Origin of the sequence: Kitasatospora sp. NPDC101157 (assembly GCF_044768255.1) — a bacterium.
In the GTDB taxonomy this organism is placed as follows: Bacteria; Actinomycetota; Actinomycetes; order Streptomycetales; family Streptomycetaceae; genus Kitasatospora.
In genome coordinates, this window is the sequence record NZ_JBIWPL010000011.1 from 103,882 (window position 1) to 126,433 (window position 22,552).

At 71.7% G+C, this 22,552-nt stretch carries 23 protein-coding genes; 11 read left to right on the forward strand and 12 right to left on the reverse strand.

All coding sequences use genetic code 11. The features are described 5' to 3' along the window. Positions 1-382 precede the first annotated feature (382 nt). Positions 383-829, forward strand: a complete 447-nt coding sequence (locus tag ACIRVF_RS22550) for a tetratricopeptide repeat protein (protein ID WP_402820496.1) — start codon at positions 383-385, stop codon at positions 827-829. A 106-nt stretch (positions 830-935) separates the two neighbouring features. Here ACIRVF_RS22550 and ACIRVF_RS22555 read toward each other — a convergent pair whose 3' ends face one another. After that, positions 936-1,202, reverse strand: a complete 267-nt coding sequence (locus ACIRVF_RS22555) for a hypothetical protein (protein ID WP_402820499.1) — start codon at positions 1,200-1,202, stop codon at positions 936-938. A gap of 6 nt (positions 1,203-1,208) precedes the next feature. On the opposite strand from ACIRVF_RS22555, the gene ACIRVF_RS22560 reads away from it, so the two are divergent. Then, positions 1,209-2,075: an alpha/beta fold hydrolase gene (locus ACIRVF_RS22560; protein ID WP_402820502.1), complete on the forward strand. Its 867-nt coding sequence runs from the start codon at positions 1,209-1,211 to the stop codon at positions 2,073-2,075. Between the two features lie 107 nt (positions 2,076-2,182). Here the strand turns inward: ACIRVF_RS22560 and ACIRVF_RS22565 are convergent, their stop codons facing one another. Further along, entirely contained in the window at positions 2,183-2,518 is a 336-nt protein-coding gene (locus ACIRVF_RS22565; protein WP_402820505.1) for a hypothetical protein, read from the reverse strand. Positions 2,519-2,683: 165 nt separating this feature from the next. Here ACIRVF_RS22565 and ACIRVF_RS22570 point away from each other — a divergent pair, with 165 nt between their 5' ends. After that, entirely contained in the window at positions 2,684-3,241 is a 558-nt protein-coding gene (locus tag ACIRVF_RS22570) for a hypothetical protein (RefSeq protein ID WP_402820508.1), read from the forward strand. Positions 3,242-3,453: 212 nt separating this feature from the next. Here the strand turns inward: ACIRVF_RS22570 and ACIRVF_RS22575 are convergent, their stop codons facing one another. Then, complete coding sequence (locus ACIRVF_RS22575) at positions 3,454-4,173, reverse strand: DUF4386 domain-containing protein (protein WP_402820511.1); 720 nt, start codon at positions 4,171-4,173, stop codon at positions 3,454-3,456. 133 nt (positions 4,174-4,306) lie between these two features. On the opposite strand from ACIRVF_RS22575, the gene ACIRVF_RS22580 reads away from it, so the two are divergent. Both ACIRVF_RS22580 and ACIRVF_RS22585 read left to right on the forward strand, forming a co-directional pair. After that, a complete protein-coding gene (locus tag ACIRVF_RS22580) occupies positions 4,307-5,017 on the forward strand; it encodes a TetR/AcrR family transcriptional regulator (protein ID WP_402820514.1) in 711 nt (236 codons plus the stop codon). A gap of 564 nt (positions 5,018-5,581) precedes the next feature. Further along, complete coding sequence (locus ACIRVF_RS22585) at positions 5,582-5,857, forward strand: HU family DNA-binding protein (protein WP_033352399.1); 276 nt, start codon at positions 5,582-5,584, stop codon at positions 5,855-5,857. Positions 5,858-6,203: 346 nt separating this feature from the next. Here the strand turns inward: ACIRVF_RS22585 and ACIRVF_RS22590 are convergent, their stop codons facing one another. Together ACIRVF_RS22590 and ACIRVF_RS22595 are read right to left on the reverse strand one after the other, a co-directional pair. Further along, positions 6,204-6,818: a hypothetical protein gene (locus ACIRVF_RS22590; protein ID WP_402820518.1), complete on the reverse strand. Its 615-nt coding sequence runs from the start codon at positions 6,816-6,818 to the stop codon at positions 6,204-6,206. 306 nt (positions 6,819-7,124) lie between these two features. Continuing rightward, positions 7,125-8,189: an aldo/keto reductase gene (locus tag ACIRVF_RS22595; protein ID WP_402820521.1), complete on the reverse strand. Its 1,065-nt coding sequence runs from the start codon at positions 8,187-8,189 to the stop codon at positions 7,125-7,127. A gap of 117 nt (positions 8,190-8,306) precedes the next feature. Here ACIRVF_RS22595 and ACIRVF_RS22600 point away from each other — a divergent pair, with 117 nt between their 5' ends. Both ACIRVF_RS22600 and ACIRVF_RS22605 read left to right on the forward strand, forming a co-directional pair. Continuing rightward, complete coding sequence (locus ACIRVF_RS22600; protein WP_402820524.1) at positions 8,307-9,143, forward strand: helix-turn-helix domain-containing protein; 837 nt, start codon at positions 8,307-8,309, stop codon at positions 9,141-9,143. 632 nt (positions 9,144-9,775) lie between these two features. Beyond that, positions 9,776-10,237, forward strand: a complete 462-nt coding sequence (locus tag ACIRVF_RS22605) for a hypothetical protein (RefSeq protein ID WP_402820526.1) — start codon at positions 9,776-9,778, stop codon at positions 10,235-10,237. A gap of 1,221 nt (positions 10,238-11,458) precedes the next feature. On the opposite strand, the gene ACIRVF_RS22610 is transcribed toward ACIRVF_RS22605, so the two are convergent. The 4 genes from ACIRVF_RS22610 to ACIRVF_RS22625 form a co-directional block, all read right to left on the reverse strand. Then, entirely contained in the window at positions 11,459-12,118 is a 660-nt protein-coding gene (locus tag ACIRVF_RS22610) for a hypothetical protein (protein WP_402820529.1), read from the reverse strand. A gap of 330 nt (positions 12,119-12,448) precedes the next feature. After that, the gene (locus tag ACIRVF_RS22615; protein ID WP_402820532.1) at positions 12,449-13,234 is read right to left on the reverse strand and encodes a hypothetical protein; all 786 of its coding nucleotides are present in this window, start codon (positions 13,232-13,234) and stop codon (positions 12,449-12,451) included. A 652-nt stretch (positions 13,235-13,886) separates the two neighbouring features. After that, a complete protein-coding gene (locus ACIRVF_RS22620; RefSeq protein WP_402820535.1) occupies positions 13,887-14,081 on the reverse strand; it encodes a hypothetical protein in 195 nt (64 codons plus the stop codon). A 1,371-nt stretch (positions 14,082-15,452) separates the two neighbouring features. After that, on the reverse strand, positions 15,453-16,313 hold the full coding sequence (locus ACIRVF_RS22625) for an SDR family oxidoreductase (RefSeq protein ID WP_402820538.1): 861 nt from the start codon (positions 16,311-16,313) through the stop codon (positions 15,453-15,455). A gap of 89 nt (positions 16,314-16,402) precedes the next feature. Here ACIRVF_RS22625 and ACIRVF_RS22630 point away from each other — a divergent pair, with 89 nt between their 5' ends. After that, positions 16,403-17,131, forward strand: a complete 729-nt coding sequence (locus ACIRVF_RS22630; protein WP_402820541.1) for a TetR/AcrR family transcriptional regulator — start codon at positions 16,403-16,405, stop codon at positions 17,129-17,131. Between the two features lie 337 nt (positions 17,132-17,468). Beyond that, positions 17,469-17,846, forward strand: coding sequence for an STAS domain-containing protein (locus ACIRVF_RS22635; RefSeq protein WP_402820544.1), 378 nt, complete (start codon positions 17,469-17,471; stop codon positions 17,844-17,846). A 541-nt stretch (positions 17,847-18,387) separates the two neighbouring features. On the opposite strand, the gene ACIRVF_RS22640 is transcribed toward ACIRVF_RS22635, so the two are convergent. Continuing rightward, on the reverse strand, positions 18,388-19,272 hold the full coding sequence (locus ACIRVF_RS22640; RefSeq protein WP_402820547.1) for an NAD(P)H-binding protein: 885 nt from the start codon (positions 19,270-19,272) through the stop codon (positions 18,388-18,390). 83 nt (positions 19,273-19,355) lie between these two features. Between ACIRVF_RS22640 and ACIRVF_RS22645 the strand changes: the two genes are divergently transcribed. Continuing rightward, positions 19,356-19,919: a TetR/AcrR family transcriptional regulator gene (locus ACIRVF_RS22645; RefSeq protein ID WP_402820550.1), complete on the forward strand. Its 564-nt coding sequence runs from the start codon at positions 19,356-19,358 to the stop codon at positions 19,917-19,919. Between the two features lie 245 nt (positions 19,920-20,164). Here the strand turns inward: ACIRVF_RS22645 and ACIRVF_RS22650 are convergent, their stop codons facing one another. Continuing rightward, a complete protein-coding gene (locus tag ACIRVF_RS22650; RefSeq protein WP_402820553.1) occupies positions 20,165-20,938 on the reverse strand; it encodes a type IV toxin-antitoxin system AbiEi family antitoxin domain-containing protein in 774 nt (257 codons plus the stop codon). Between the two features lie 364 nt (positions 20,939-21,302). Continuing rightward, on the reverse strand, positions 21,303-21,770 hold the full coding sequence (locus tag ACIRVF_RS22655) for a hypothetical protein (protein ID WP_402820556.1): 468 nt from the start codon (positions 21,768-21,770) through the stop codon (positions 21,303-21,305). A gap of 304 nt (positions 21,771-22,074) precedes the next feature. Between ACIRVF_RS22655 and ACIRVF_RS22660 the strand changes: the two genes are divergently transcribed. Continuing rightward, positions 22,075-22,359, forward strand: a complete 285-nt coding sequence (locus ACIRVF_RS22660; protein ID WP_402820559.1) for a hypothetical protein — start codon at positions 22,075-22,077, stop codon at positions 22,357-22,359. The last annotated feature ends 193 nt before the right edge of the window (positions 22,360-22,552 follow it).

Below are 22,552 nucleotides of genomic sequence, written 5' to 3' on the forward strand. Positions count from 1 at the left end.
GCCAGCCGGCCCACGAGAGCGGTCATCCGGTCGAACGGCCCGGTAGGCCACATCGAGGCCGGCTTCATCGAGCCAGCCGAACCAGCATTGCGCACGGCGTGTGCAGCGGCGAGGGGATCCGGTCAACGAGGTCCCGCAGATGTGGCAGGAGAAACTCGCGCACGGCGCGACGACTTGGTCCGGAGTGGTCAGATCCGAAGAAGCCAGTTCAGTACGTTCCGAGTGCGAGCCTTCTGCCCACCGCATGCCTGATCGGTCGAGCACGATGAACCTGTGCCTTCTTCCCCTCTCACCAAGGCCTCAACGAAACCGGCCGGCCGGCATCACCTAGGCTTCGCGGGAGTCCAATTGCGCGAAGCCCCGAGCCATGACAGGGACGGCCATGCAACTGCCCGATGAGGTCCTTGCCGAGATCACCGACCTGTGTCAGGAGGGTGATGCCCTGGCCGGAGTGGGAGAGTTCGGCGAGGCAAAGCTGCGCTACATCGAAGCCCTCCAGCTGCTGCCGGGCGATCCCCGTGACTGGGCGGCCTCGACCTGGATCTACGTCGCGATCGGAGACGTGCACTTCCGGCGCGGTGTTCACGACAAGGCCTACAAGTGCTTCCACAACGCCGTTCAGTGCCCTGACGGACTCGGCAATCCCTACATCCACCTTCGACTCGGCCAGACCGCCTTCGAGCTGGGCGACCACGACCGAGCTGCGGATGAGCTGATCAGGGCCTACATGGGTGGCGGACCCGAAATCTTCGAAGAGGACGACCCCAAGTATCTCAACTTCCTGCGGGCCCGTGCGGACCTGAACCACTCCAGCAACGCAGGCTCCTGACGAACCACCGTTGGCGAGTCGCCGGGGGCCGGCGCGGGCCGCCCGGCGGCAACCATGAGGGACGCCTGGGATTCGGCCTCTACCCCGCTGAACACGCGCCCTGCTGTCAGTCGTCCTCAAGCTGGACGCGTCCGCCGCGGGCGCAGGCCAGCACCGTCGTGGCTGCGGCGTCAAGGAAGAGCATGAACGTCCAGGCTCGGTCCGCGGTCTTGATCATGCCGATGCGCAAGGCTCGGTCTCCGGCTTGTTCGAGGATCTCGACGGTCCCGGTGAGGCCGAGTGTCGCGACGCCGCGCTTCCGGGTGAGCCGGAGCCGGGTCCGATAGGTGTGGAAGAGGCGGTCGGCACCGGGCCCGGGAAGCCGGCCCGCCACCAGCCGATGGGCGCCACCCCATGGGTCGAGCGCACCGTGCTGCGGGACGGAGTGCGCCTCTCCTGCCGCGACTGGGGCGGCCCCGGGCCGTCCGTGGTCCTGCTGCACGGCCTGGCCGGCCATGCGGGCGAATGGGACGCGCTGGCGCGGTCCCTGAGCGACCGTTACCGGGTGGTCGCCGTCGACCAGCGCGGCCACGGCGGCAGCGACCGCGCACCGAAGGACCTCTCCCGCGCGGCGTACGTCGCCGACGTCCTCGCCGTGCTGGAGCAGCTCGACCTCGGGCCGGCCGTGCTGGCCGGCCAGTCGCTGGGCGGGCACACCGCCATGCTCGCAGCGGCGGCGCACCCCGAGCACGTCCGCGCCCTCGCCCTCATCGAAGCCGGACCCGGCGGGCCGAACCCGGCCGTCGCCGAGGAGGTCGGCAACTGGCTCGACTCCTGGCCGCTGCCCTTCCCCACCCGGGAGGCGGCGGTCGAGTTCCTCGGCGGCGGCCGGGTCGGCGAGGGCTGGGCCGCCGGACTGGAGGAACGCGACGCACGGTGGTGGCCGCGCTTCGACCGGGACGTGATGGTCGCCTCGCTGGCCGAGAACGCCCGGCGCTCCTTCTGGCACGACTGGGAACAGGTGGTCTGTCCGACGCTGGTCGTCCTGGGTCAGTCCAGCTTCGTCCCCGCGCGGGAAGTCGACGAGATGCTCGCCCGGCGCCCCGACACCCAAGCCGCGAGCGTCCCGGGCACCGCGCACGACGTCCACCTGGAACGGCCGGAGGTCCTGCACCGCCTGCTCTCGGACTTCCTCGACCCACCCGGACGCCGAGAGCCTGCCCACAACGGACCCGGGAAGCCGACACGACCCGCCCATCACACCTGACGGCCCATCATGAACTCACCACACGCCGCCGCAACTCGCGCAAGGGCACGTCATCTGAGCAGCCGCTGCCGAGTCGCAGCGGACCTCCCCGAGGATCACGTCGCGGTTCAGGCGCTGGAGGGCCAGGCGCGGGCGAGCGAGGCGGCGAGGTCCGTGCCCTGCCGGTGTCCGGCCCGGGCGGCGGCCGGACGCCGGGCGTTGGCGGTCAGGTTGCGTCCCATCGCACGGCGGGCGCCGGCATCCGGGGTGATCAGGGTGACGTGCGCGCCGGCGGCGCGCAGCTCGGTCGCCTGCTGCTGGGCACGGGGATGCGGCCCGACGGCGGTGGGCACGGGCGAGACGGCCAGAACCCGCCGGTGGCCGGTGGCCAGTTGGAGGTTGCCGGTGGAACGGGTGCCGCCGTCGATCCACCGCCGCCCGAGGGCAGCGGCCGGAGGCCACACCAGGGGATGGCACAGCTGGCGGCAACCGCGTGCCTCGGAAGTCCGGCGGTCCCGGGCCCTCTCGGGTCGGCCCCTGACAGGGCCGCCCGGCGAGGGCCCGGTCCCATGCCCGAGCGCGCGGAAACCGGGATGCCTCAACCGTGCGCCGCTGCAAGACTGGCCGCCGTGATGCGACCTGAACTCTCCGAACTCGACCACCTGCGAGAGACAGAACGGCTCGCCAGCGTGGTCGCGGGCGCCGCCTCGGCCGAAGGCTGGCTCTCGTACCTGCCCGAAGCAGACGACGCGACGCGCTTGCAGCGGGCGGTGAACGCACTGGCCCGGGGGCTTCGCCACTACCACTTTCCAGGGGACGGCTGCCTCGACGACGAGGCGGACCGCCCCGAGCTGAAGCTCGCGGGCGTGGTGATTCTGCGTCCCGGGGCGATGCCGGACGGCATGGAGGAGACCTACGAGGAGGCGTGCGCCCGCCTCGGGGTCGAGGCCCGGCCCGAGGGGTGGGCCCTGTGGAACACATGGGGCGACGGGAAGCTTCAGGTGACGATGGTCGTCTCCGCCGTCGACACCACCGAGGGCCTGCTCGCGAACTGGTCACGGGGCAAGGCCGTCTATCCGGTGACGCCAGTGCCTTCCCAGATCGCCCTCATCCACCACGGCTGGGCCGCCCACATGGTCTTCTCCCCGTTCGGGGTGCAGAAGCTCGGGCTCGGCGGGAAGCCATGACATCGCGTCACCTCGACTCGCGGTCCCCAGCTCCGACTCGGGTGGTCAGCGGCACGGCAGGTGCTCGGCTTCGGTGACGGCCACCCGAGTAGGACTCGCCGAGGCCGCCTCGGCCGCGTTCCACGGTGGCGGACAGGTCGGCTACACGGACTACCCGTCCCACGGGGCGACGGCGCGCTGAGCGGGTCGCCGGCAGCCTTCGGGTCGTACCGTCAGCGGTGTTCACTGGCTGCCGGCGAGGGGGTGGTGGTGGCGTCCATCGCGCCGGCGGAAGGTTTGAATCCCCGGGCGATGAGCCAGATGGCCAAGGTCAGCTCCCAGGCGAACACCGGGATCGCGGTGAGCGACCCCACCCCCGAGACCTGCTGGTAGAGGCCGAACAACTCGGCTATCGCGGAAGCGAAGATCAGCGGGCCGCCGATCAGCCCCAGCACGGCGATGAAGCGCGGCACGAGCTGCGAGCGGTACATCAGACAGGCCATCACCACCGTGTTGGCTCCGCAGACGAAGTTGGGCCCGAGCAGGAATGTCCAGTCATGGACGGCGACCAGCGCTCTGCCGGTGACGAGGAGTGAGGACGGATCGGCGCCCTGCGGCGGACTCTGACGCAGCGTCACGACTGCCAGGAGGCTGACAATGCCGACGGTGATGACGGCGGCCTCCAGGGTGCGAAGGCCGACGTAACCGACGGCGAGGCCTTCGCTGTGCCGCCGGGCGACGGGGAACAGCGTGAACGCGGTGCCGACGATCGCGATGGCGAGGACCACCTCGAACAGGGCACCCAGGAGCACCCGGGTGTCCGCACCGCGACCGGCGATGTAGTCGGCGTTGTGCAGCACCGGGCCGTACAGGATGAGCCCGCCGATCGAGGTGACGTGGGTGACGAGATAGCACACGCCCGCCGCTGTCGCGAGCTTCCTTGGTGAGGCCACCGGGACTCCTTGGATGAGGTGGATCGCGCGCATAGGTGTACACCGTACACCTATGCGCGCCACGGTAGGGTGTACCGCGTACACCTGTCAAGGACGGATCGGCGACGACCGGTCGAACGGAGGTGGTCAGCACATGGCCCAGCAGACGGACGCGGTACGCCGGACACCCCTCAACCGGGACCGTGTGCTGCGTGCCGCCGTCGCACTCGCCGACCACGCCGGCATCGAGGCGTTGAGCATGCGCAGCCTGGCGCACGAGCTGGACGTCGTGCCGATGGCGCTCTACAAGCACGTGGCCAACAAGGAGCAGCTCCTCGACGGCATGGTGGATGTCATCGTCGGCGAGATCGAGCCCCCGGCCGGAGACACGGACTGGAAGTGCGCGATCCGCCGTCGCATCCTCTCGGCACGACGAGCGCTGCTGCGCCACCTCTGGGCCTCGCGCGTCATCGAGTCCCGAACCAGCCCGACCCCCGGCGTACTCGACTACCTGAACTCGGTCATCGGCATGTTCCGGGCCGGGGGGCTGTCCGCCGACCTCACCCACCACGCGATGCACGCCCTGGGAAGCCGCGTCTGGGGGTTCACCCAGGAGCTGTTCCCGGCCTCGCCGGGCCCGGCTCCGGCCGAGGCCGACCCGCAGGCGCAGGCGGCCCTGCTCGGCGAGATGGCCGCCCGGTACCCGCACATCGTCGAGATCGTGCTGGCCCGGCCGCACGACAGCGAATCGGTCGTGGGCCAGGGCTGTGACGACCAGTTCGAGTTCGAGTTCGCCCTGGACCTCATGCTGGACGGCTTCGAACGACTCCACCGGCAGAGATGGACGTCCGCCGGGCGGTCCTGACGCGCCGGCAGTACCTTCCGGCCGGACCGGGGCACAGGTCCGCATGGACGGGCAGCACCGGCCCTGACGCATGCTCACGGAGGTCGCCCGGAGCGCGGTCGACTGCCGCCCCCTCCGGACACCCGGCGCTCCCGACAGCCTTGTGACGGTCTCGGGACGCCGATCAGCAGCACGGGCGGCGGCAAGTCGCCGGCGTGGGGATCGACCTGCCAGTACGTCCGCGATGTCGTCGAAAGGCCGGGGGTCCTGGGTGGGTGGCTCCAGGACGAGCCACCGACAGGAGGGCGTTCGCCGGGCACGGGCGTGGCCCGTCGGGAGTGGCGTGTTCCCGGTCCGATGCCGCCGGCACACCCCAGCCGGTGCCAGGTCGGTCCTCGCGTATGGCATCCGCCTTTGCCGCCCACTGGGCGGTTCGTACACCCGGCGGCCGGGGACCGTTCTCCGGTCGTCGAGCGCCGATGTCCTCTTCGACGGCACGGCGCGCCGCATCGTCTTGCTGACCGACCGGCCCTGCGCATCTGGCAGCATGCGGTGGGACCAGTACCGTGATCGAAAGCAGGCACGATGAACCGCACCGAACTCGTGGCAGCCATCTCCGAGCGGGCAGGCCTTCCCAAGAAGGACGCCGACGCCGTCCTCTCGGCGTTCGCGGAGATCGCCGGGGAGATCGTCTTCAAGGGCGACGAAAAGCTGCTGATCCCCGGCTTCCTGACCCTGGAGCGCACCCACCGCGCTGCCCGTAAGGCCCGCAACCCGCAGACCGGGGAGCCGATCGAGATCCCGGCCGGCTACAGCGTCAAGGCCACGGCCGGCTCCAAGCTCAAGGAAGCCGTGAAGTAGCCGCAGCCGCGGCCCGGGGGCCTGAAGCTCCCGGGCCGCGGTCGGCGGATTCCCGTACTGCGCAGGATCGAGGCGGGACAGGCAGAACCCGCCCATGGGCGGTGGTGGGCGGAAGTGGCGGCGGCGGCGCCGGTCTCGGTCCAGGCCGTGCTCACCCCGCCGGTCGCGTCCGGCAACCAGAGCCGAGCGGAACGCCCGCGTGCGGCCCGACCCCGCGGCCCGTCGTCCGTCGCCCGTACCCCGACCTGGCAGCCGTCGAACTGCGCCCAGTGCGCCCCGTGCACCCGGACGCCGCCCGTGCCGCACCCGGAATCCGGGCGGCCCGGCGCGGCGCCCCCGATCCGGGTCAGTTGCGGAGCAGGACCCAGGAGCCCAGGCCCGCGCAGCCCGCCCTGTTGTAGGCGCCCAGGTGGTAGCCGGCCGGGACCGCGTTGCCGGGGCAGATCGACAGCCCGGGCGCAGCCAGCTGCTGGAACCAGGAGCCGATGCCGCGGCAGCCGGTGCTGTAGTGGCCGGTCATGACGTACCCGGCCGGGATCGGCGAGCCCGCGCAGGTCCAGACGCCGTCCGTGACCAGTCGCATGAGCCAGGCGTCGCCGAGACAGGGGTTGCTGCTGGGGTTGTGGTCGGTGAGCACGTAGCCGGCCGGGATCGGCGAGCTGGCGCAGATCCACAGGGGGTCCTGCGGGGGCTGCACGTAGGAGCCGCCGGCTCCGTTGCAGCGGTTGGCGTCGTACACGGTGATGACGTAGCCGGGCGGCACGGGCGTCCCCCGGCAGATCCAGCCGGTGCCGGCCAGTTGGGCGGACGGGGCGGAGGAGACGGCGGCAGCGGGTGGTGCGGCGGGCGCGGCGCTCGCCGTGCCCGCCGCGGTGCCGGTGAGGACGGCCGCCAGCAGCGCGACCACCCCCGCCACGGAGGCGAGCCGGCCCCGGAGGGCCGGCCAGGACGAACGGTCCAACAGTCGGTGATGTCTTCTGATCACGTCACACCAGTCCCATCGGCAGGTCCGGGCGGCACCGCACGACGGCCGTACGGTGCCGGATCGTGGAGCTGCCGCGACCCTAGCGGGGCCGGCGCGGCCGATTCGTTCACGGCATGGACACATCACCATGTTGTCCGGAACTGCGCGTCGGATGCCCGCAATCCCGCCCTTGACGGGAGGAACCGGCCCCACCCCGCGCGAGAACTCCGTCCCTGCCCCTGGCTGCGCCCGCCGCCTCACCCGGGCGAGCAGATCCCGGCTACCGTCGCTGACGGCCGACCGTCAGCGACGGGTCTCGATCCGCAGGCCGCCCGTGGTCACCCGGCGGATGTGGTCGCTCTCCAGCAGGTCGTGCGGCTGGCCGAGTTCGACCGCGCTCGCCTCGTCCAGGCGGGCCAGCTGAGCGGCCGTGAACTCGACCTCCAGGGCGCCCAGGTTCTCCTCCAGCTGGGCGGGAGTGCGGGCCCCGATCAGCGTGGTCGCCACGCCCGGGTTGCGCAGGGTCCAGGCCAGCGCGACCTGGGCCGGGGTGCGGCCGAGCTCGGCGGCGACCTCCCGGACCACCCCGGCCACGGCCAGGTTGCGTTCGGTGAGCGTGCCCAGGGCGAGGTTGAGGCTGCGGCGGGTGCTCCCGTCGGGGCCGGCGCCCGTCGCGCCCACGTCCTGCCGGCCGTACTTGCCGCTGAGCACCCCGCCGCCCAGCGGGGAGTAGGGGACCACACCCAGGCCCAGTTCCCGGGCCATCGGGATCAGGTCGCGCTCCGCGGTGCGTTCGATCAGGCTGTACTCGACCTGCAGCGCGACCAGCGGAGACCAGCCGCGCAGGTCGGCGATCGCCTGCATCCGGGACACCTGCCAGGCCGGGGTGTTGGAGATCGCCACGTACAGCACCTTGCCCTGCCGCACCAGGTCGTCCAGGCCGCGCAGGACCTCCTCGACCGGCGTCCGGACGTCCCAGACGTGCAGGTAGAGCAGGTCGATGTAGTCGGTGGCCAGCCGCTGCAGGCTCCCCTCCACCGAGCCGAACAGGGCCTTGCGGTGACCGCCCCCGGAGTTGGGGTCGCCGGGACGGCGCAGCGTCGAGTACTTGGTCGCCAGCACCAGGCGTTCGCGCTCCTCGCGGGCGAACTCGCCCAGCAGGCGCTCGGAGCTGCCGTCGGTGTAGGTGTCGGCGGTGTCGAGGAGGTTGCCGCCGAGCCCGACGTAGCGGTCGAACAGCTTGCGGGCCTCGGCCCGTTCGGCGCCCCAGCCCCACTCGGTGCCGAAGGTCGCCGTTCCCAGGGCCAGCGGTGAGACCCGCAGTCCCGAGCGGCCCAGCAGCCGGTAGGCGTCGAGGGTCAGTGCCATCAGGTCCTCCTGTGCTCGTGATCCGTTGCCGGAACCGAGTCTGTGGCAGCGGCGGCCCGGGGGTAAGGGACGGCGTTTCCTGGGAAGACCCGTCCCACCCTGGTGGTTGGACCGGTCATGACGACCCGAACCATGGACGCCGCCCAGGAGTTGGCCGCCTTCCTGCGGAGCAGGCGCGAAGGCCTCGACCCCGACCGGCTGGGCCTGCCGGCGCACCGGCGGGCCCGGCGGACGCCGGGGCTGCGCCGGGAGGAGGTCGCCGAACTGGCCGGGGTCAGCACCGACTACGTGGTCCGGCTGGAGCAGGGCCGCGGGCTGCGGCCCTCGGCAGAGGTGCTGGCGGCGCTGGCCCGCGCCCTGTGCCTGGACCCGGGCGAACGCGACTACCTGTTCGACCTGGCCGGACGCCGCCGTCCCGGCACCACCGGCGGGCCGGCCGCCGGTGTGGCGCCCTCGCTGGCCCGCCTGGTCGGTGACCTGTCGCCACTGCCGGCCATGCTGCTGGACCACCGTTATGACATCCTCGCCTGGAACCCCGAAATGGCGCGGCTGCTACCGGGCTTCGAGGCCGTTCCGCCGCCACGGCGCAACGCGATGTGGCTGTGCCTGCTGCACCCGGAGATGCGCGACTTCTACGCCGACCGGGAGCAGGTGCTGCGGGACGGGATCGCCCATCTGCGCGCGGCCTGGGCCGCGCACCCGGAGGACCGTGGACTGTCCGGCCTCATCGCCGAATTCGCGGCGCAGGACGAGGACTTCGCCCGCTTGTGGTCGGAGCGGGAGGTCGGCGTCAACGGACGCGGCCGGAAGGTACTGCGGCATCCGGTCGCCGGTGCGATCACCGTCGACTTCGAGATCCTGCTGCCGCTCCAGGACCCGGAACTGCGCCTGCTGGTCTACCGTGCCGCGGACGAGGAGAGCCGCGCGTCCCTGGACCGGCTGTGCGCGCGGTGACTTTCACAGAGCGGCGTTGTCCCCGACTTCGGTCACCGTCCCGGCTTCGGTCACCGTCCCGGCTTCGGGCCGCGACAGCACCCCACACGACAGGACAGGCGACAGCCAGGCGCGACTGCCCCGGACGGCCTGTACGAGCCGGACACACCACCTCCCGTACGGCGGCCTGACGGCCACCCACACCGCACCCGCGCCCCGACGCCAGGACGGCAGCCCCGACAGCGCCGGGACGGCGATGGCGGCCCACCGAAGACGAACTCACCGCGCTGCTCGGGCGCCGGCGGGCGGCCGGGTGGGCCAGCCGGGCCGCGCGGCGGGACGCGCTGATCCCTTCGTCCGCTGGTTGGCCGGTACGGGAGGCGGAAGAAGGGCGGCGGATCGGTCCCGGCGGCGCGGAGGCGGTTCATCCCGGGTTCAACGAGGCGATGCCAGGGGTGCGACGGGGGTTCGCCCACCCACACGGGAATGCGTCATCGAAGGCTTGATTTCGGTCAGAACCATAGTTCCAAGGCAGAACTGGCATTCGCCCTTCGAAACGTCTGTCAAAGTTCTTGTCGTGGCGCGAATGAAATATCACATGTGCCACATCGTGAAGGTTTCCGAACGTCCCCAGCTCTCGAAGGAAGAAGCCCATGAACCCCGTCTCGCGTATCGCGGCCGCCGCGACCGGTGCCGCCGCGCTCCTTGTCACCCCCGTTCCGGCGATCGCTGACGCGCCGCAGGCCCCTGCCGCCACCACAACCACCTGCGGCTGGTCCGGCCTGCAGGCCGGGCTGTCCACCAAGGTGTGCGCGGAGGTGACCGGCGACCACGTCGTGGTGTACGGCCAGATCGGGCTGGCGGGCCCGCCCTCGCCGGGGACGCCGTGGCCGCCGGCACCGCAGGAACTGATCACCGGGCTGTCGGCGGAGACCGCCGGTGGGGGATCGCTCGGCGCGGTGTCCGGGCGCACCGTGTTCACGGTCAGCACCGTGCGGGTGGACGGCATCGCTACCACGGTGCCGTGCGGCTCGGTCGTGCACGCCTCCTTCGCGGTGTCGGGGGCCTATCGAGGTCCGGTCCCGGTCACCCTGGAACTGCCGGTGAACTGCTGACACGCGCCGCGGCGGCCGAGCCCGGGAGCCGGTGACGACCCGGGCTCGGCCACGCCTCGCGACAGCGGCGCGGTGCGAAGGAGGTCACCTTCGGCTGCGACCCCAGCCGACTGACGGCGGCCGCCACATCCTCGCCGTGGGCGCTCGGACGAGCGACAGCCGGAGGAGCGGCACCGCGTCGTGGTGGAGCGGGCCGCCGACGCCGTCGAGCGGGACTGCGGCCGGGAGATCGTCCCCGGTGGCAAAGGGCAGCTGGACGAGGAGCTGGCGTACGGCCTCAGCGCCGACATCGTCACGGGCAACCCGCACGCCGAGGAACTCCCCCCGACCTGTCGATGGGCGAGCAGATCGCACGGACCGCGGTCTGCGCGCTCGCGGCGGCGCTGCCCGCCTCGGTACTCGGCGAGCCGGAGTGCGAGCTGCCCACCCTGGCCGCCACGCTCTCCCACGCCTGCCGATTGCCCTCGGCCGACCTTCGACCGTTCCAGCAGGTCGGAACGCCGTCGAGGTTCCGGCCGCCCGCGAAGCCCGACCTCGGTCCCCTCCCGGTTCGAAGGCCTCGGGACCGGGGAACCCGCTCAAGTCGACCGTGCGGAGCGCCAGTCGCCACAACCACGGTGCCGCGAACGAGGCATCCTGGTCCCTGAGCGGTTCCGGTCTCCCAGGAAGCACCGGGGCCGGACGGACGACGACCTGGCGGCGCCCGCCGGTGATGGCCCAGAAGTGTGCGTCTCGGGTCCGGCAGGCGCCACGGGCAGCGTAGCTGCTCTGACCTGCGGCGGGGAGTTCCATGGGGGGCGAAACCCGTGTCGTGGCGGGGCGAAGCGGCCGAGCTGGTGCGCGGCCGTAGGGGTGCCAACCGTAGCCGCGGTGGGGATCGCCCAGGCGCCGGCTGCCGGTACGGGCGGCCGGCTCTTCCACCCACCCGGCTGCCCGGCCGGCCACGTCAGTTGCCCGAGCTCACGCACCACCTCGACCGGACCGGGCGCGGGACGACGCGCCGCGGCACAGCGCTTCCCGGGAGCCGCGAGGTGTCCTCCGACAGCTGACCCTGACCGATTGCCAAGTGACGTGGACCGCGCGACTTCGGTGTCCCGTCCGAACTGCTGCCGGGCCTCTGGTTCAGGACGCTGGTGCTGTGACCGATGAGGTTTGCCGGATTGGCGGTTGCTGAGGGGGGTGCGTCTGCGCGGCGCCGGCGCTGGGGCCAGGCGTGGCGCGTTACTTCTCGCCGATGGTCTGCAGTTCGGCGGGCCGGTCGGCCACCTCCGTCGTCTGCGGCGTGGCGAGCAGCTTGTTCAGCCCCAGGGTCAACTGCACGACGAAGACACTCAGTAGGACGGCCAGGGCTATTCGCACCAGGCTGTAGATGGCGTCGACGTTCGCCGCGGTCTCGTAGTCGCCGGGCGTTCTGAGGTTGGAGTTGGTCACGAATGAGACGAAGAGCGCGGCGAAGAGCGACATGAACCACGCGCCGTAGGTCCAGACGACTCCGCGGCCACCCGGCAGGGCCCTGGCCCATCCCAGCCCGATGTCGGTGCGTGACATCGCGTTCGCGTAGCCGGTACGCACCCACCGTTGGTAGGCGTACAGAAGTGCCATGAAGCCTACGAAGCGCAACATGCCCGTGGTGTTGATCGTTTGGACTGTGCTGTGCCAGGTCTCCCGGTCATAGCCGTCGCCGGCGGCGGCCAAGGCCCATTGGTGGGCCCGCGTCCGCTCGGCGGAGCACCGCACGGCCTCGCTGCCGATGGCCACCACGGCCGCAACGAGTACCGTGAGCAGCGGGCCCGTCATCGAAACCCGCCCGGGACTCACCTTGGACTGGATCAGCAACGCCGCCTTGTCGTTGCGTCCGCGGCGCTGAGGCGGCTTCGACAAGTCGCTCTCCTGCTGGCAGACCGGACACAGCCCTTTGATCCCGTCAAAAGCAACGTCACGCTGCCGACACTTGCGGCACGTCAGTAGCATCCCGCGCCCCCTCTTGCTTGATTGCGGTGGAATGGAACGCCGCATCCTATTGGGTGCGTCAGCTCAACCCACGGACTCCGGGCGTTCAGGGAGGTGGTTCCCGGACGCACGAGCTGCTGCAGCTCCTGTCCTGCCGGGTCGTCGATCAGGTACGGGCGGGCTCGGCCGCCACATGGACGGACGTCCCGGCACATCCCACAGCCACGTCCATCAACCGGCAAACCTTCCCGGTCAGAGCAACTAGCGGAGCGCGTTCGCCAGCGACTGGGTCAGGATGCAGGTGAATCCGACACCCCAGTCGTCGCGGTCGTCGCAGCGCAACTCCCGGTCACCGAAGGCGTCCAGCAGGTCCTCCAGCGGGACGACGGTGCCCTCGGCGGCGGGCTCAGCGACGTGCAGCACCTCGATCGCTCCCTCGCGGACGAGCCGGACCAGCGGGGCGAGGTCCGCCGCCACGTACGCCCGCAGTTCCTCACCCTCCAGACCGGACGGCAGATCGGCGAGGATCCCGAACGGTCCGGTCAGCCAGCCGCTCGCCTCCATGGCACACACCCAGACCCGCTCCTCGTCCTCCGTCAGGTCCACGTGCCGGATGGTGGGCTGGGCCTCCGGGTCGTACGCCCGGGCCTCCCAGCGGCGGCGCCCTTCGTCGGTCGCCCGCAGGGAGAGCGCCGGCCCACCGGACCGGTCGTCCGACGGCCACACCCACGTCGCCGTGTCGACAACCAGCTGTTCCAGCTCCGCGCCCGTCACCTCCGGGCCGTCCTCCTGGACGAACGCGGTGCTGCGCGCTCGACGCAACGTCAGCCAGCCGTCCGCAACCAGCCGGAGCGTCGCCGCCGCCAGCTCCGGTACCCGCTGCGACTGCTCCTCGGCCGACGCGTTGCGCCGCCTCGGCACCTCGGGCGCGGCCGCCCAGCGCAGCACGGCCGTGACGTGCTGCGCGCTGCCGCGCGGGCTGGTGTCGGCGACAGCGCGGCGTACCAGCACCTGCTCGGTGACAGACAGCTCATCCCAAGTCCTCACGGGAGGATCCTGGCACATCCACCCGTTCTGACCTACAGGGTTTCTCACCCGCGGACCCGGCCCCGGCGGGACCGCCCGCCAGCAACGGAATCACCGTATGCCCGCGCAGCAACTCCCACCACTTCCCCACAGTCGAGATCAGGTGGCAGGAAACTGCTGGTGTCCATGTCGCGATGAGGTGCCCAGGGCCTGGTTGCGGGAGCGCTGGTGAGGAACGGGTGGGCCGCTCGTTGGGCGGCTACGTCGCCGGCTACGACGACTACCGGCGAAACGGGCCTCGGGTTCGCGCCGGTTGAGGATGGCCTGCTCCCGGCGGGCGACGGCTGCGGCGCCACCCGAATCGAGGACCGGGTCCGGCGCGGCCCGGCCGCGCCGGTGTGGCACCCGCTCGGCGCGCAGGGCCGACGGGCGGGTGCATGGACGGGAGCTGAAAGCGGCGGGCGGAAACGGCGAAGGGGCAACCCGAGCGTGGGCACCCCTTTCCATCGCTGTTCTGCCTTCCCGGGCACCGCGGCGTTCCGCGGCCGCCCGCTCCTCGCAGGCTTGCCTGGCGACGGCCTGCTCTGCGCGCAGCAGCCCGTCGCCGTCCGGATTGGCCGGCGCGCGGTCGAGGGCGCCCCAGCCACCGCGGCCGAACCTGTGCTGGACGGTGTCAGTGAGGAGTCTCTGTTGTGGTGGGGGGCATCAGGCAGGGGGTGTTGACCTGGAAGAGGAGCAGTCCTCCGGTTGTGGTCCCGACGCTGACGAGGTATCGGCTCGACGCTTGGGTGGCGTCGAGGACTGTGTCAACCTTGCCGTTGGTGGTCTCCCGGTAGCCGTCGACTTTGAAGCCCTGCTGTTCGAGCATCGCGCGGACCTTGCGGACGGCCTCCGGGTGCTGTTCGAGCGGGGCGGAGCTGTAGACCGCGTACGACAGCTTGTACCGGCCGTCCTTGGCGACCTCGTCGTGCTTGCCGACGCAGACGTTGAAGAACGGTTCCGCGCTGCCGGGGGGTGAGGGTGACTCCGGCGGTCTGCGCCATGTATTCGGTCATGTGTTGGGCCCAGTCCTGGGCGTCCTGCCGGGCCTTGACGGGGAGGGGATCGTTGGGACCGGGCGTGGACATGCATCCTCCGAGGATCAGGGGGAGGCAGAGAGCTATCGCGACAGCGCCGAGGCGTCGGGCTCCGACGCGGCGCGCGGCGAGTCGTGGAAAGGGGAACGACACAGTGAAATCCCTTGCGGCCAAGACTGGGGTGAACAACCGGAACAGCCGGGCCGGCCGTGGTCGGTCCGGCTCGGTTGATCACGGGGAAGGCGGGCCGTATGCGGAGATGTAGATCTCACCCGGATCGACCTTGAGATCGCCCACTGCTTTCCCCTCCCGACAACCTTCTGTCAGCAGGAAACCTATTTCGGTGATCGGCCAAGCTCTATCCGTATAGATACTCATCCGAAATCAGATGAACAGACTTGTTCTGGTGAAACGAGGCTTTTGTCCCGCTTCTGCAGTTGCGCCTGCCTGCGTCATCCGTACGGTGTTCCCGTGCGTGCTGTCCTCGGGCATCCGTCGTGAACCGCCTACGCGCCCGCCGAGTTCAGCATCGGCCGCTCCATCGCGTACCGGCCGCACGGCCCACCGTGTTCGAGACACCCACCCCGGCGTCCACGAGCACCGATCGCTCCCTCGATGGCAGCGCCTCCGCCCCACCTCCTGCCGTCCGTCGGCCAGCTGGGCGGCGGGCCGATCACCACGGCGGCAGGTCGGTTGTCCTGGCCGCTGTCACTACATGCGGCGCGGGCCACCCGTGGGCGGGACCGCCACGTCAAAACCGCCCCACCCACGCCTCAACCTCGCTGCACTCGCCGCCCCCAGGCCGCTGACCAGGGCACTGGAGAACTCTCACTGGAGCACTTGCCGCGAACCCGCTGCAGACTTCGGGTCAGAACGGGATCTTCTGCTGCGTGCTCGTGACCAATCTGCTTCCGGAATCTCCTTCGGCGGCGTGGGCGATGGGCCTGCCGGCGCGGACCCCGTCGACGAGGAGCCGTCTGCCCTGGGTGGCCAGCCGGGGCCGGGGGTGGGGCAGGGGAATCCTCTGGGATCGTTCGAGATCGACGGGGAGCCCGGGTTTGTGCCCGAGGCCGCCGATCTGGTGATCGACGTCCTCGGGCGACAGAGGACGAGCCTCTGTGGGCGGCGAGTCAGGCCGGGGCCGTCTGCGCGCCCCACTGGATCTATTCGGCCCAGGCACGCTCCAGGTGGGTGCGGAAGGTGGCGGGCTCTCGCCCGATCAGTTCGGCCAGCGTCGAGTCGACAGCGGTGAACTCGCCATTCCGCGCCGCGGCGAAGATGCTCAGCATGAGGTCGGCGATCGGGGCCGGGGCGCCGTGCGCCAGTACCTGCTCGCGGAAGGCGTCGTCGGGGATGACGGTGCGGGTGAAGGGCCGTCCGGTGGTCCGGGACGCGATCTCGGCGACGGTGTCGAAGTCGAGCGCGGCCGGGCCGGTGAGCGGCGGGGTGGGCCCCTCGAAGCGGGCCTCCTCGGCGAGGATCACCGCGGTGGCCTCGGCGAGGTCGTCGTGGCCGGTCCAGGCGACGGGGCCGTCGGCGGGGAGGGCGATGTCGCCGGTGTGGCGGGCGGACTCCAGGAACTGCAGGGCGCTGGAGGCGTAGAAGCCGTTGCGCAGCGCGGTCCAGGGCAGGCCGGTGGCGCGCAGCAGGTCCTCGGTCTGGGCGTGGTCGCGGCATGCCTGGAACCGGGCGTCGTGGGCGGCGCCCATCTGGCTGGTGTAGAGGATCCGTCCGGCGCCGGCCCGCACGGCGGCGTCGATGGCGGTGCGGTGACCGGCGACGCACTCCTGGCCCGTGCGGTCGAGGGAGACGAGGAGCAGCTGCTCGGCACCCTCGAAGGAGCGTACGAGCGAGGCGGGGTCGTCGAAGCTGCCCTGCCGGACGCGGACGCCGCGGTCGGCGAGGTCCTGGGCCTTGCGGGGATCGCGGACGCTGACGCCGACCCGGTCGGCGGGGACGCGCTCCAGGAGGCGCTCGACGGTGCGGCGGCCGAGCTTCCCGGTGGCTCCGGTCACGATGATCATTGGGCACTCCCGACACTGGTTCCAGTGGAATCACTCCAACGGTAACACTGGAAATTCCGGTGGAACCACATCTTCGGTATCATCGGTTCATGGCTATGCGAGACTCCACTGACAGCCCTCGGCGCCGCATCGTCGAGGCGGCCGTCGAGCTGTTGGAGACCGGCGGCCCTGACGCGGTGAGCACCCGCGCGGTCGCCGCCGCAGCCGGAATGCAGCCGCCGGCGATCTACCGCCTCTTCGGCGACAAGGACGGGCTTCTCGAAGCCGTCGCCGAGCACGGCTACGCGCAGTTCCTGGAGAGAAAGCGCGCGCAGCTCGACCCGGACCCGCAGGACCCGGTGGAGGAGCTGCGCCGCGGCTGGGACATGGTGGTCGAGTTCGGGGTCTCCCGCCCCCATTTGTTCGCGGTGATGAACCGGGCCACCGGCCGGGGATCGGACGTAGCACACCGCGCGGGCCTGGAGATCCTCCATGGTCGGGTGCGTCGGCTGGCGGCCGGGGGGTGGCTGCGGGTCGACGAGGAGCTGGCTTCCCAGATCATCCGGGCAACCGGCCAGGGAGCGGTCCTCACCTGGCATTCCACCCCCGCGGACCGCCGAAATCCGGCGCTGTTGACCGTCCTGCGCGAGTCCATGGTCGCGGCCGTCACCCGCGCCGAGCCGGCGGTCCCCGCCGCGGAGTCCGGTCCCGCCGCAGCGGCCCGCGCGCTGTGCGCCGCCCTCCCCGACGACGCCGATGTCCTGAGCGACGCCGAGCAGCGCCTGCTGCGTGAGTGGCTCACGCGCCTGGCGGCGGACGGTGGCGCGCCGCATGCCTGATCGCGCGCCAGGCGCCCTCGTACAGGTTGAACCTTCCGAGGAGAGATCGTGCGATGAAGCGGCGTCCACGAGATGAGCCAGTGGGCGACCACACGGCTCCGGTTGGCTCCCCTTTGCTCATAACGCGCTTCCGACCTTGATCAGGTCTCCGCCGCCCGCTGGTTCCTGCCCGGAGGCAGGGGTGGAGTGCCCGGTAGCGCGTCGGCGCCGACGGGTTCGCTCCCGGGGTGCCCGGCCGGAAGCGTTTCGCTTTCCGGGCTGCGGGAGGACACTCGAAGGGCCGCGGTCGATGCAGAACCACCGCCACGGCGATGCCGATGCCGGAAGGAGCACGGACATGCCGACCACGCTGACCACCCGCCGCTGCCCGGCACCTGCGGGCACCCGTGTCCTCGCGCTGGCCGGGCAGGCCGACCTCGACACCGCCCCCGTCCTCGCCGCAGCCCTCGACGGGGCCCTGACCGACCCGCCCCTGCCGCGGACGCTGGTGATCGACTGCTCCGCCCTGGGCTTCTGCTCCTCCTCCGGCCTCAACGAACTCCTGCGCGCCCGCCTCGCCGCCGTCGGGGCCGGTATCGCCTTCCGCCTGGCCGCGCCCGGCTTCCAGATGGCCCGCCTGCTGGACATCACCGACACCGACACCGTCTTCGACATCCTGCCCGCCCGGCCCCTGCCCTGCGCCGACGAGGCCGACCTCGCGGAAGGACGCGCGTGACCACCCCCCGGCAGCAAGGCGGTCCTGGCAACGCGAGACGGAACGCCTACAAGCCGTCGTGAGGGTCCTCTCCCCGGTCGGGTTGCCGGCCGGAGGCGTCCCGGAGCAGGACCGGGTTGTCGACCGCCATCCACGAGAGATGCGACCACATGCTGCAACCGCCACCGGTCGAGAGGAGCCATGATGCCGGCGGCCCCCACTCCGGGTATCGGGTGAGAGGCGAGGTGAACGCACGGCCGGTCCGGCCGGTGCCCCTTCGGGATGCGGCGTGGCGTCAGCGAGGCGAGGCCGCTCTTCGGGCCGAACCCACCATCGCCGATCTCGGTGTGGATACGCCGGAGTAGGAGCGGCAGCTCGTAGCGGGCTGCCGCTCCACCTGTTCGACCTCGACACCCGGGCGAGCACCTGGACGCCGTGCAGCACGGAACGGGACGCGTTCGGGGAGCCCCCGTCGCCGTCCACAGTGACCGGCCCGGTGTCGCGCTCGTGACCGGCCGTGGGCGCGGTGCATGGCACAGCGCTGGTCCGGGTCATGGTCGGGTCATGGGGTGTGGGCGTCCGCGGCCGGCTTGAGGACGTCCCTGCACCAGGTCCGGAAGTCCGTCGGTGTGGGCTCGGCTGTCGCCCAGTCCGCGTCGTAGATGCCGTGGTCCTGCGCGGCGAAAGCCTCGGTCAGGTCCTTGACGGCCTGGTCGCCGGCGCCCTGGGAACGCAGCAGCGCGGCGTAGTCGTCGATGCCCATGCGGCGGTAGGCGACCGGGCGCCCGAGTTCCTGGCTGATCACTTCGGCCATGTCGTCGGGGGTCAGCCGGTCGGGGCCGAACACCGGAAGGTTCTCCTGGCCGGTCCAGGACGGTTGGGCGAGGAGGCCGGCCGCGGTGTCGGCGATGTCCCGCGTGGCGATCGATGCCAGCGGCCGGTCGCCGGCGCAGGTCAGCGAGAAGACGCCCTGCCCGCGGATGGCGTCGAGCTGTCGCAGGAGGTTCTCCATGTAGAAGGGCATGGACAGCGCCCGGTACGCCGCGCCGGACGCGCTCAGTTCGGCGTCCATCGCGAAGGCCGCCGACAGGACGCCGGCCGGGACCGGCCAGCCGTGGCCGGCGCTGGAGACCCCGACGACGTGGCCGACGCCGTGACGGGCGACGGCGGCGGCGGCCACTCGTGCGAAGTGGACGTAGTGCGCCTGAGCGCTCGGTGCCTGCGGGTTCGGCGGGACGAGCCAGAACAGGGCTTCGGCCCCGGGCAGTGCCCGGTCGAGCACGGCCGGATCGTCGTGGGAGCCGACGACGGTCTCGACCCGCTCACGGACCGAGTCGTCCAAGCGCGAGGCGTCCCTGACGATGACCCGCACTTCCCGGTCCTGGTCGAGCAGCCGGCGGACCAGCCGGCTGCCGATCTGTCCGGTCGGGGTGGTGACGACGATCATCGATTCCTCCGTAACCTGAACCTGAACTCCGGTTCCGAATGTAGATCCGGCCTTCGCGCATCGTCAACTACAGTGGGATGACCATGACCGCACCCGAACGTCCGCTGCGCGCCGACGCCCGGCGTAACCGCGAGGCCGTCCTCGACGCCGCCGGCGCGCTCTTCGCCCAACGGGGCGACGCCGTACAGATGGACGAGATCGCCGAGCTGGCCGGCTTGGGCGTCGGCACCCTGTACCGGCACTTCGTCGACAAGCAGGCGCTGCTCGCGGCCATCATCGGCCGCCGGTTCGAGGCGATGACCGCCCTCGCCCGCGCCGCCGACGCGACCGGGGATCCCTGGACGGCGTTCGAGACACTGCTCTACGGCTACCTGGAAGCGGTCGAGGCCGACGCCGCGTTCCGTGTCGCACTCCTCGGCCCGGAGGAACCGCGCTGGCGCGACATCGCCGCCGAGAAGACGGAGTTCTCGGCGATCATCGAACGCATCGTGCGGCGCGCCGTGGACGCCGGTCGCCTGCGTGCCGACTTCGACGCCGGCGACTTCGTCCTCATCACCCGTGGCGCCATGGCCAACATGACGGGAACCGGCGACTGGCGCAGGCACGTGGCACTTTTCCTGGACGGCATACGCCGCCACGATCCCTGACCCCTCAGAGCGGTGTCGAAGGAATTCCACCCTTGAAGGTGATGCCCGGGGTGGTGTCGGTCCGACGGGCCGAAGCCTGAGCGGACCGGTTGCGCGGGGTCCCCGACAGCTACGGGGCCGCCCCTTGCTCCCGGACCCCGGGCTGCCGAGCCCCCGAGAGGACACCGGAGGCCGCCACCCACAGGTGGCGGCCTCCCGGTATCCCGGATTCCCGAACCGGCCGTCGGCAGGGCTGGGCCCGCGGGTCAGCCGTCCAGCTTCGCGTACAGGCCACGGCCCGGGCGCTGCGCCCGGCCGGCCTTGGCCAGGCGCTCCAGCGCGGTGCGCACCGCGTTCACCTTGTCCGCCGACTCCTCGACCCCCAGCCGGGCGGTCACTTCCCGGGCGCGCAGCGGTCCCTCGGCGTCGGCCAGCACGGCCAGCACGTCTTCGGCGCTGGAACCCGTCGTTCGCCGCCCGGGCGCGGGCGCAGCCTTCTCGCTCCTCTCGGTGGCCGGTGCGGCGCCGGTCCGCACCGCCTCGGTGCCCGTGGCTGCGGCCGTCTTCTTCGCCGGGGTGCGCCGCCGCGCGCCGTCGGTGGCCTTCTTCGCCGTGGCCTTCTTCGCGGTGGCCGCCTTCTTCGCGGGCGCCGCCTTCTTGGTGGGGGCCGCCTTCTTCGCGGTGGCCGCCTTCTTGGCGGTGGCCTTCTTCGCCGTCCTCGTGGCCGTGTCCGTGCCCGTGGTGGTCTGCTCGGCCTGCTCCCCGTCCCGGTCCGGCGCCGGCCCGACTTCGGCCGCGATCTGCTGCAGCTGGTCCCCGACGATGGCATCCGCCTCCGCCCGGACACTGCCCACCGGTGCGGTGTCCTGCGAGGCCGGCAGTCCGGCCAGGGCCTGCAGGCTCTGGATGGCGCCGCGTACGGCGTTCTCCCGCGCCACGGCGGCGGTCAGCTCGTCCTCCAGGCGCCGCCGCCGCGCCTCGATGCCGGGAAGTTCCGCCTCCAGCTGGGCGATGGTGTCACTGAAACGGTCTTCTGCCACGGTTCCTCGTCTCCTCCGCCCGTGCGATCTGTCGCAGGGACTGTGCGATCTCTACCCCGTTCCCGCGTCTGCCAACAAGAACCCCGCCGGACAGCCGACTGCGCCGGACCGGCCACTTCTTCGGCGGCGAACCGGTCGGGGCCGCTGCCCCGGTGCCGGGTGCGGACGAGCCGGCAGTGCGGCACCGACGCGCGCACCCGCGGGAAGCGGTCCACGAGGCCCGCGCCGAGGATCCGGCGCGGGCCCGCGCAGTGGTCACCGCCGACCGCGAACTGCCCACCCGACCGGGCGCGTTGGGCGCGGCCTCCACCGGCCCCGGAGCGTCCGGGGCTGAGCCGGGGCTGAGCCGGGACCGGTGCCCGGATCAGTGGGCGGGGCGGACCTGGAGGGCGTTGATGCCCCAGTGGATCGACGGGTCCGAGGTGTGGACGGTGAACTGGAAGTCCCGGCCGGGGTGAGCGGGGATGTCCACCGATCCGACGCCGACGGAGTCCACCGGGCACTCCACCGTGAAGTCGGCCGGCGCCGGACGGCCGATGTGCACCTGCACCGAACCTCCGCCCTGACAACCGACGGTGACCGCGATCGGCAGCGTCTCGATCGCCGCCGACGTCACCGCGCTGCCGTTCCCGACCCAGTCGGGGATCGAGAACATGGTGTCCTCATCCGGGGCCGGCGGCAGGATCTGGCCGGTCCCCGGATGACCGAAGGGCTCGTCCGAGGCCGGTGCCCGGTCGGCCGCCTGCGCCGATGCCGCCCCGGCGAACGCCAGCGTCACCCCCAGCATTCCGGCCGCTGCGGTGAGCGTCCGCGTCTTCGCCCGCTTCGTCATGGTCCCCCCTGCTGTGTTCATATGTCGTACCGGTGTCGGCACACGAAATTGATCGTAGTGCCGCACCGGAGCCTTCGCCCGGGTTCTCGGCGGGACGGCGGAAGTGCTCGGACGAGCGGCGGGAGGAGAAGGGACGGGGCCGGCGGCCGGCGTCGGGAGTCGCACCCGAACCTCCGGAATTCCCTTACGTCCCAGGGGCTGTGGCTGTGCCGTCGGGCCAGGTGTCGTCCCGTGTCCACAGGACGGGCATCGGTGACGGGTTCTCTCGGACGACCCCGGTGTCCGGCAGGGGGAGAGCGAGACCATGGCCGACCGGGATCTCAACCGCGAGCTGAACCCGTGGATGTACGACAGCTCCGGGAACCTCACGCCCGAGGCGCTGAAGCAGTTCCCGGACCTCGCCGGCACGCCGGCCCCGATCACCACCGGCGGAAGCGCGACGGCGCCCGCCGGGGCGAGCGGGCAGCAACTCGTGGTGCACCCCGACGCGTTGCGGACCGCCGGGCAGAACGCCTCCCGGCTGGGCAGCAAGACGACCGCCGACTGCCAGAACCCGGCCGGCAACGCCATGTTCAGGTCAGCAACATGATGACGAACATCGGCGCGCAGTACCAGCACGACAGCACCCGGACGAGCGTCACCGCGAACATTCGCGCGTGACGCTCCCGGCCGATCCGCCACCGGCCCCCGCCATCACCGGGTCCTGACCGCAGCGGAGGGTGCCCGTGCGTCATGACGGGGCCGGTGCGGCGCGGCGCGCTGACCGGCGCCCGGGCCCTCAG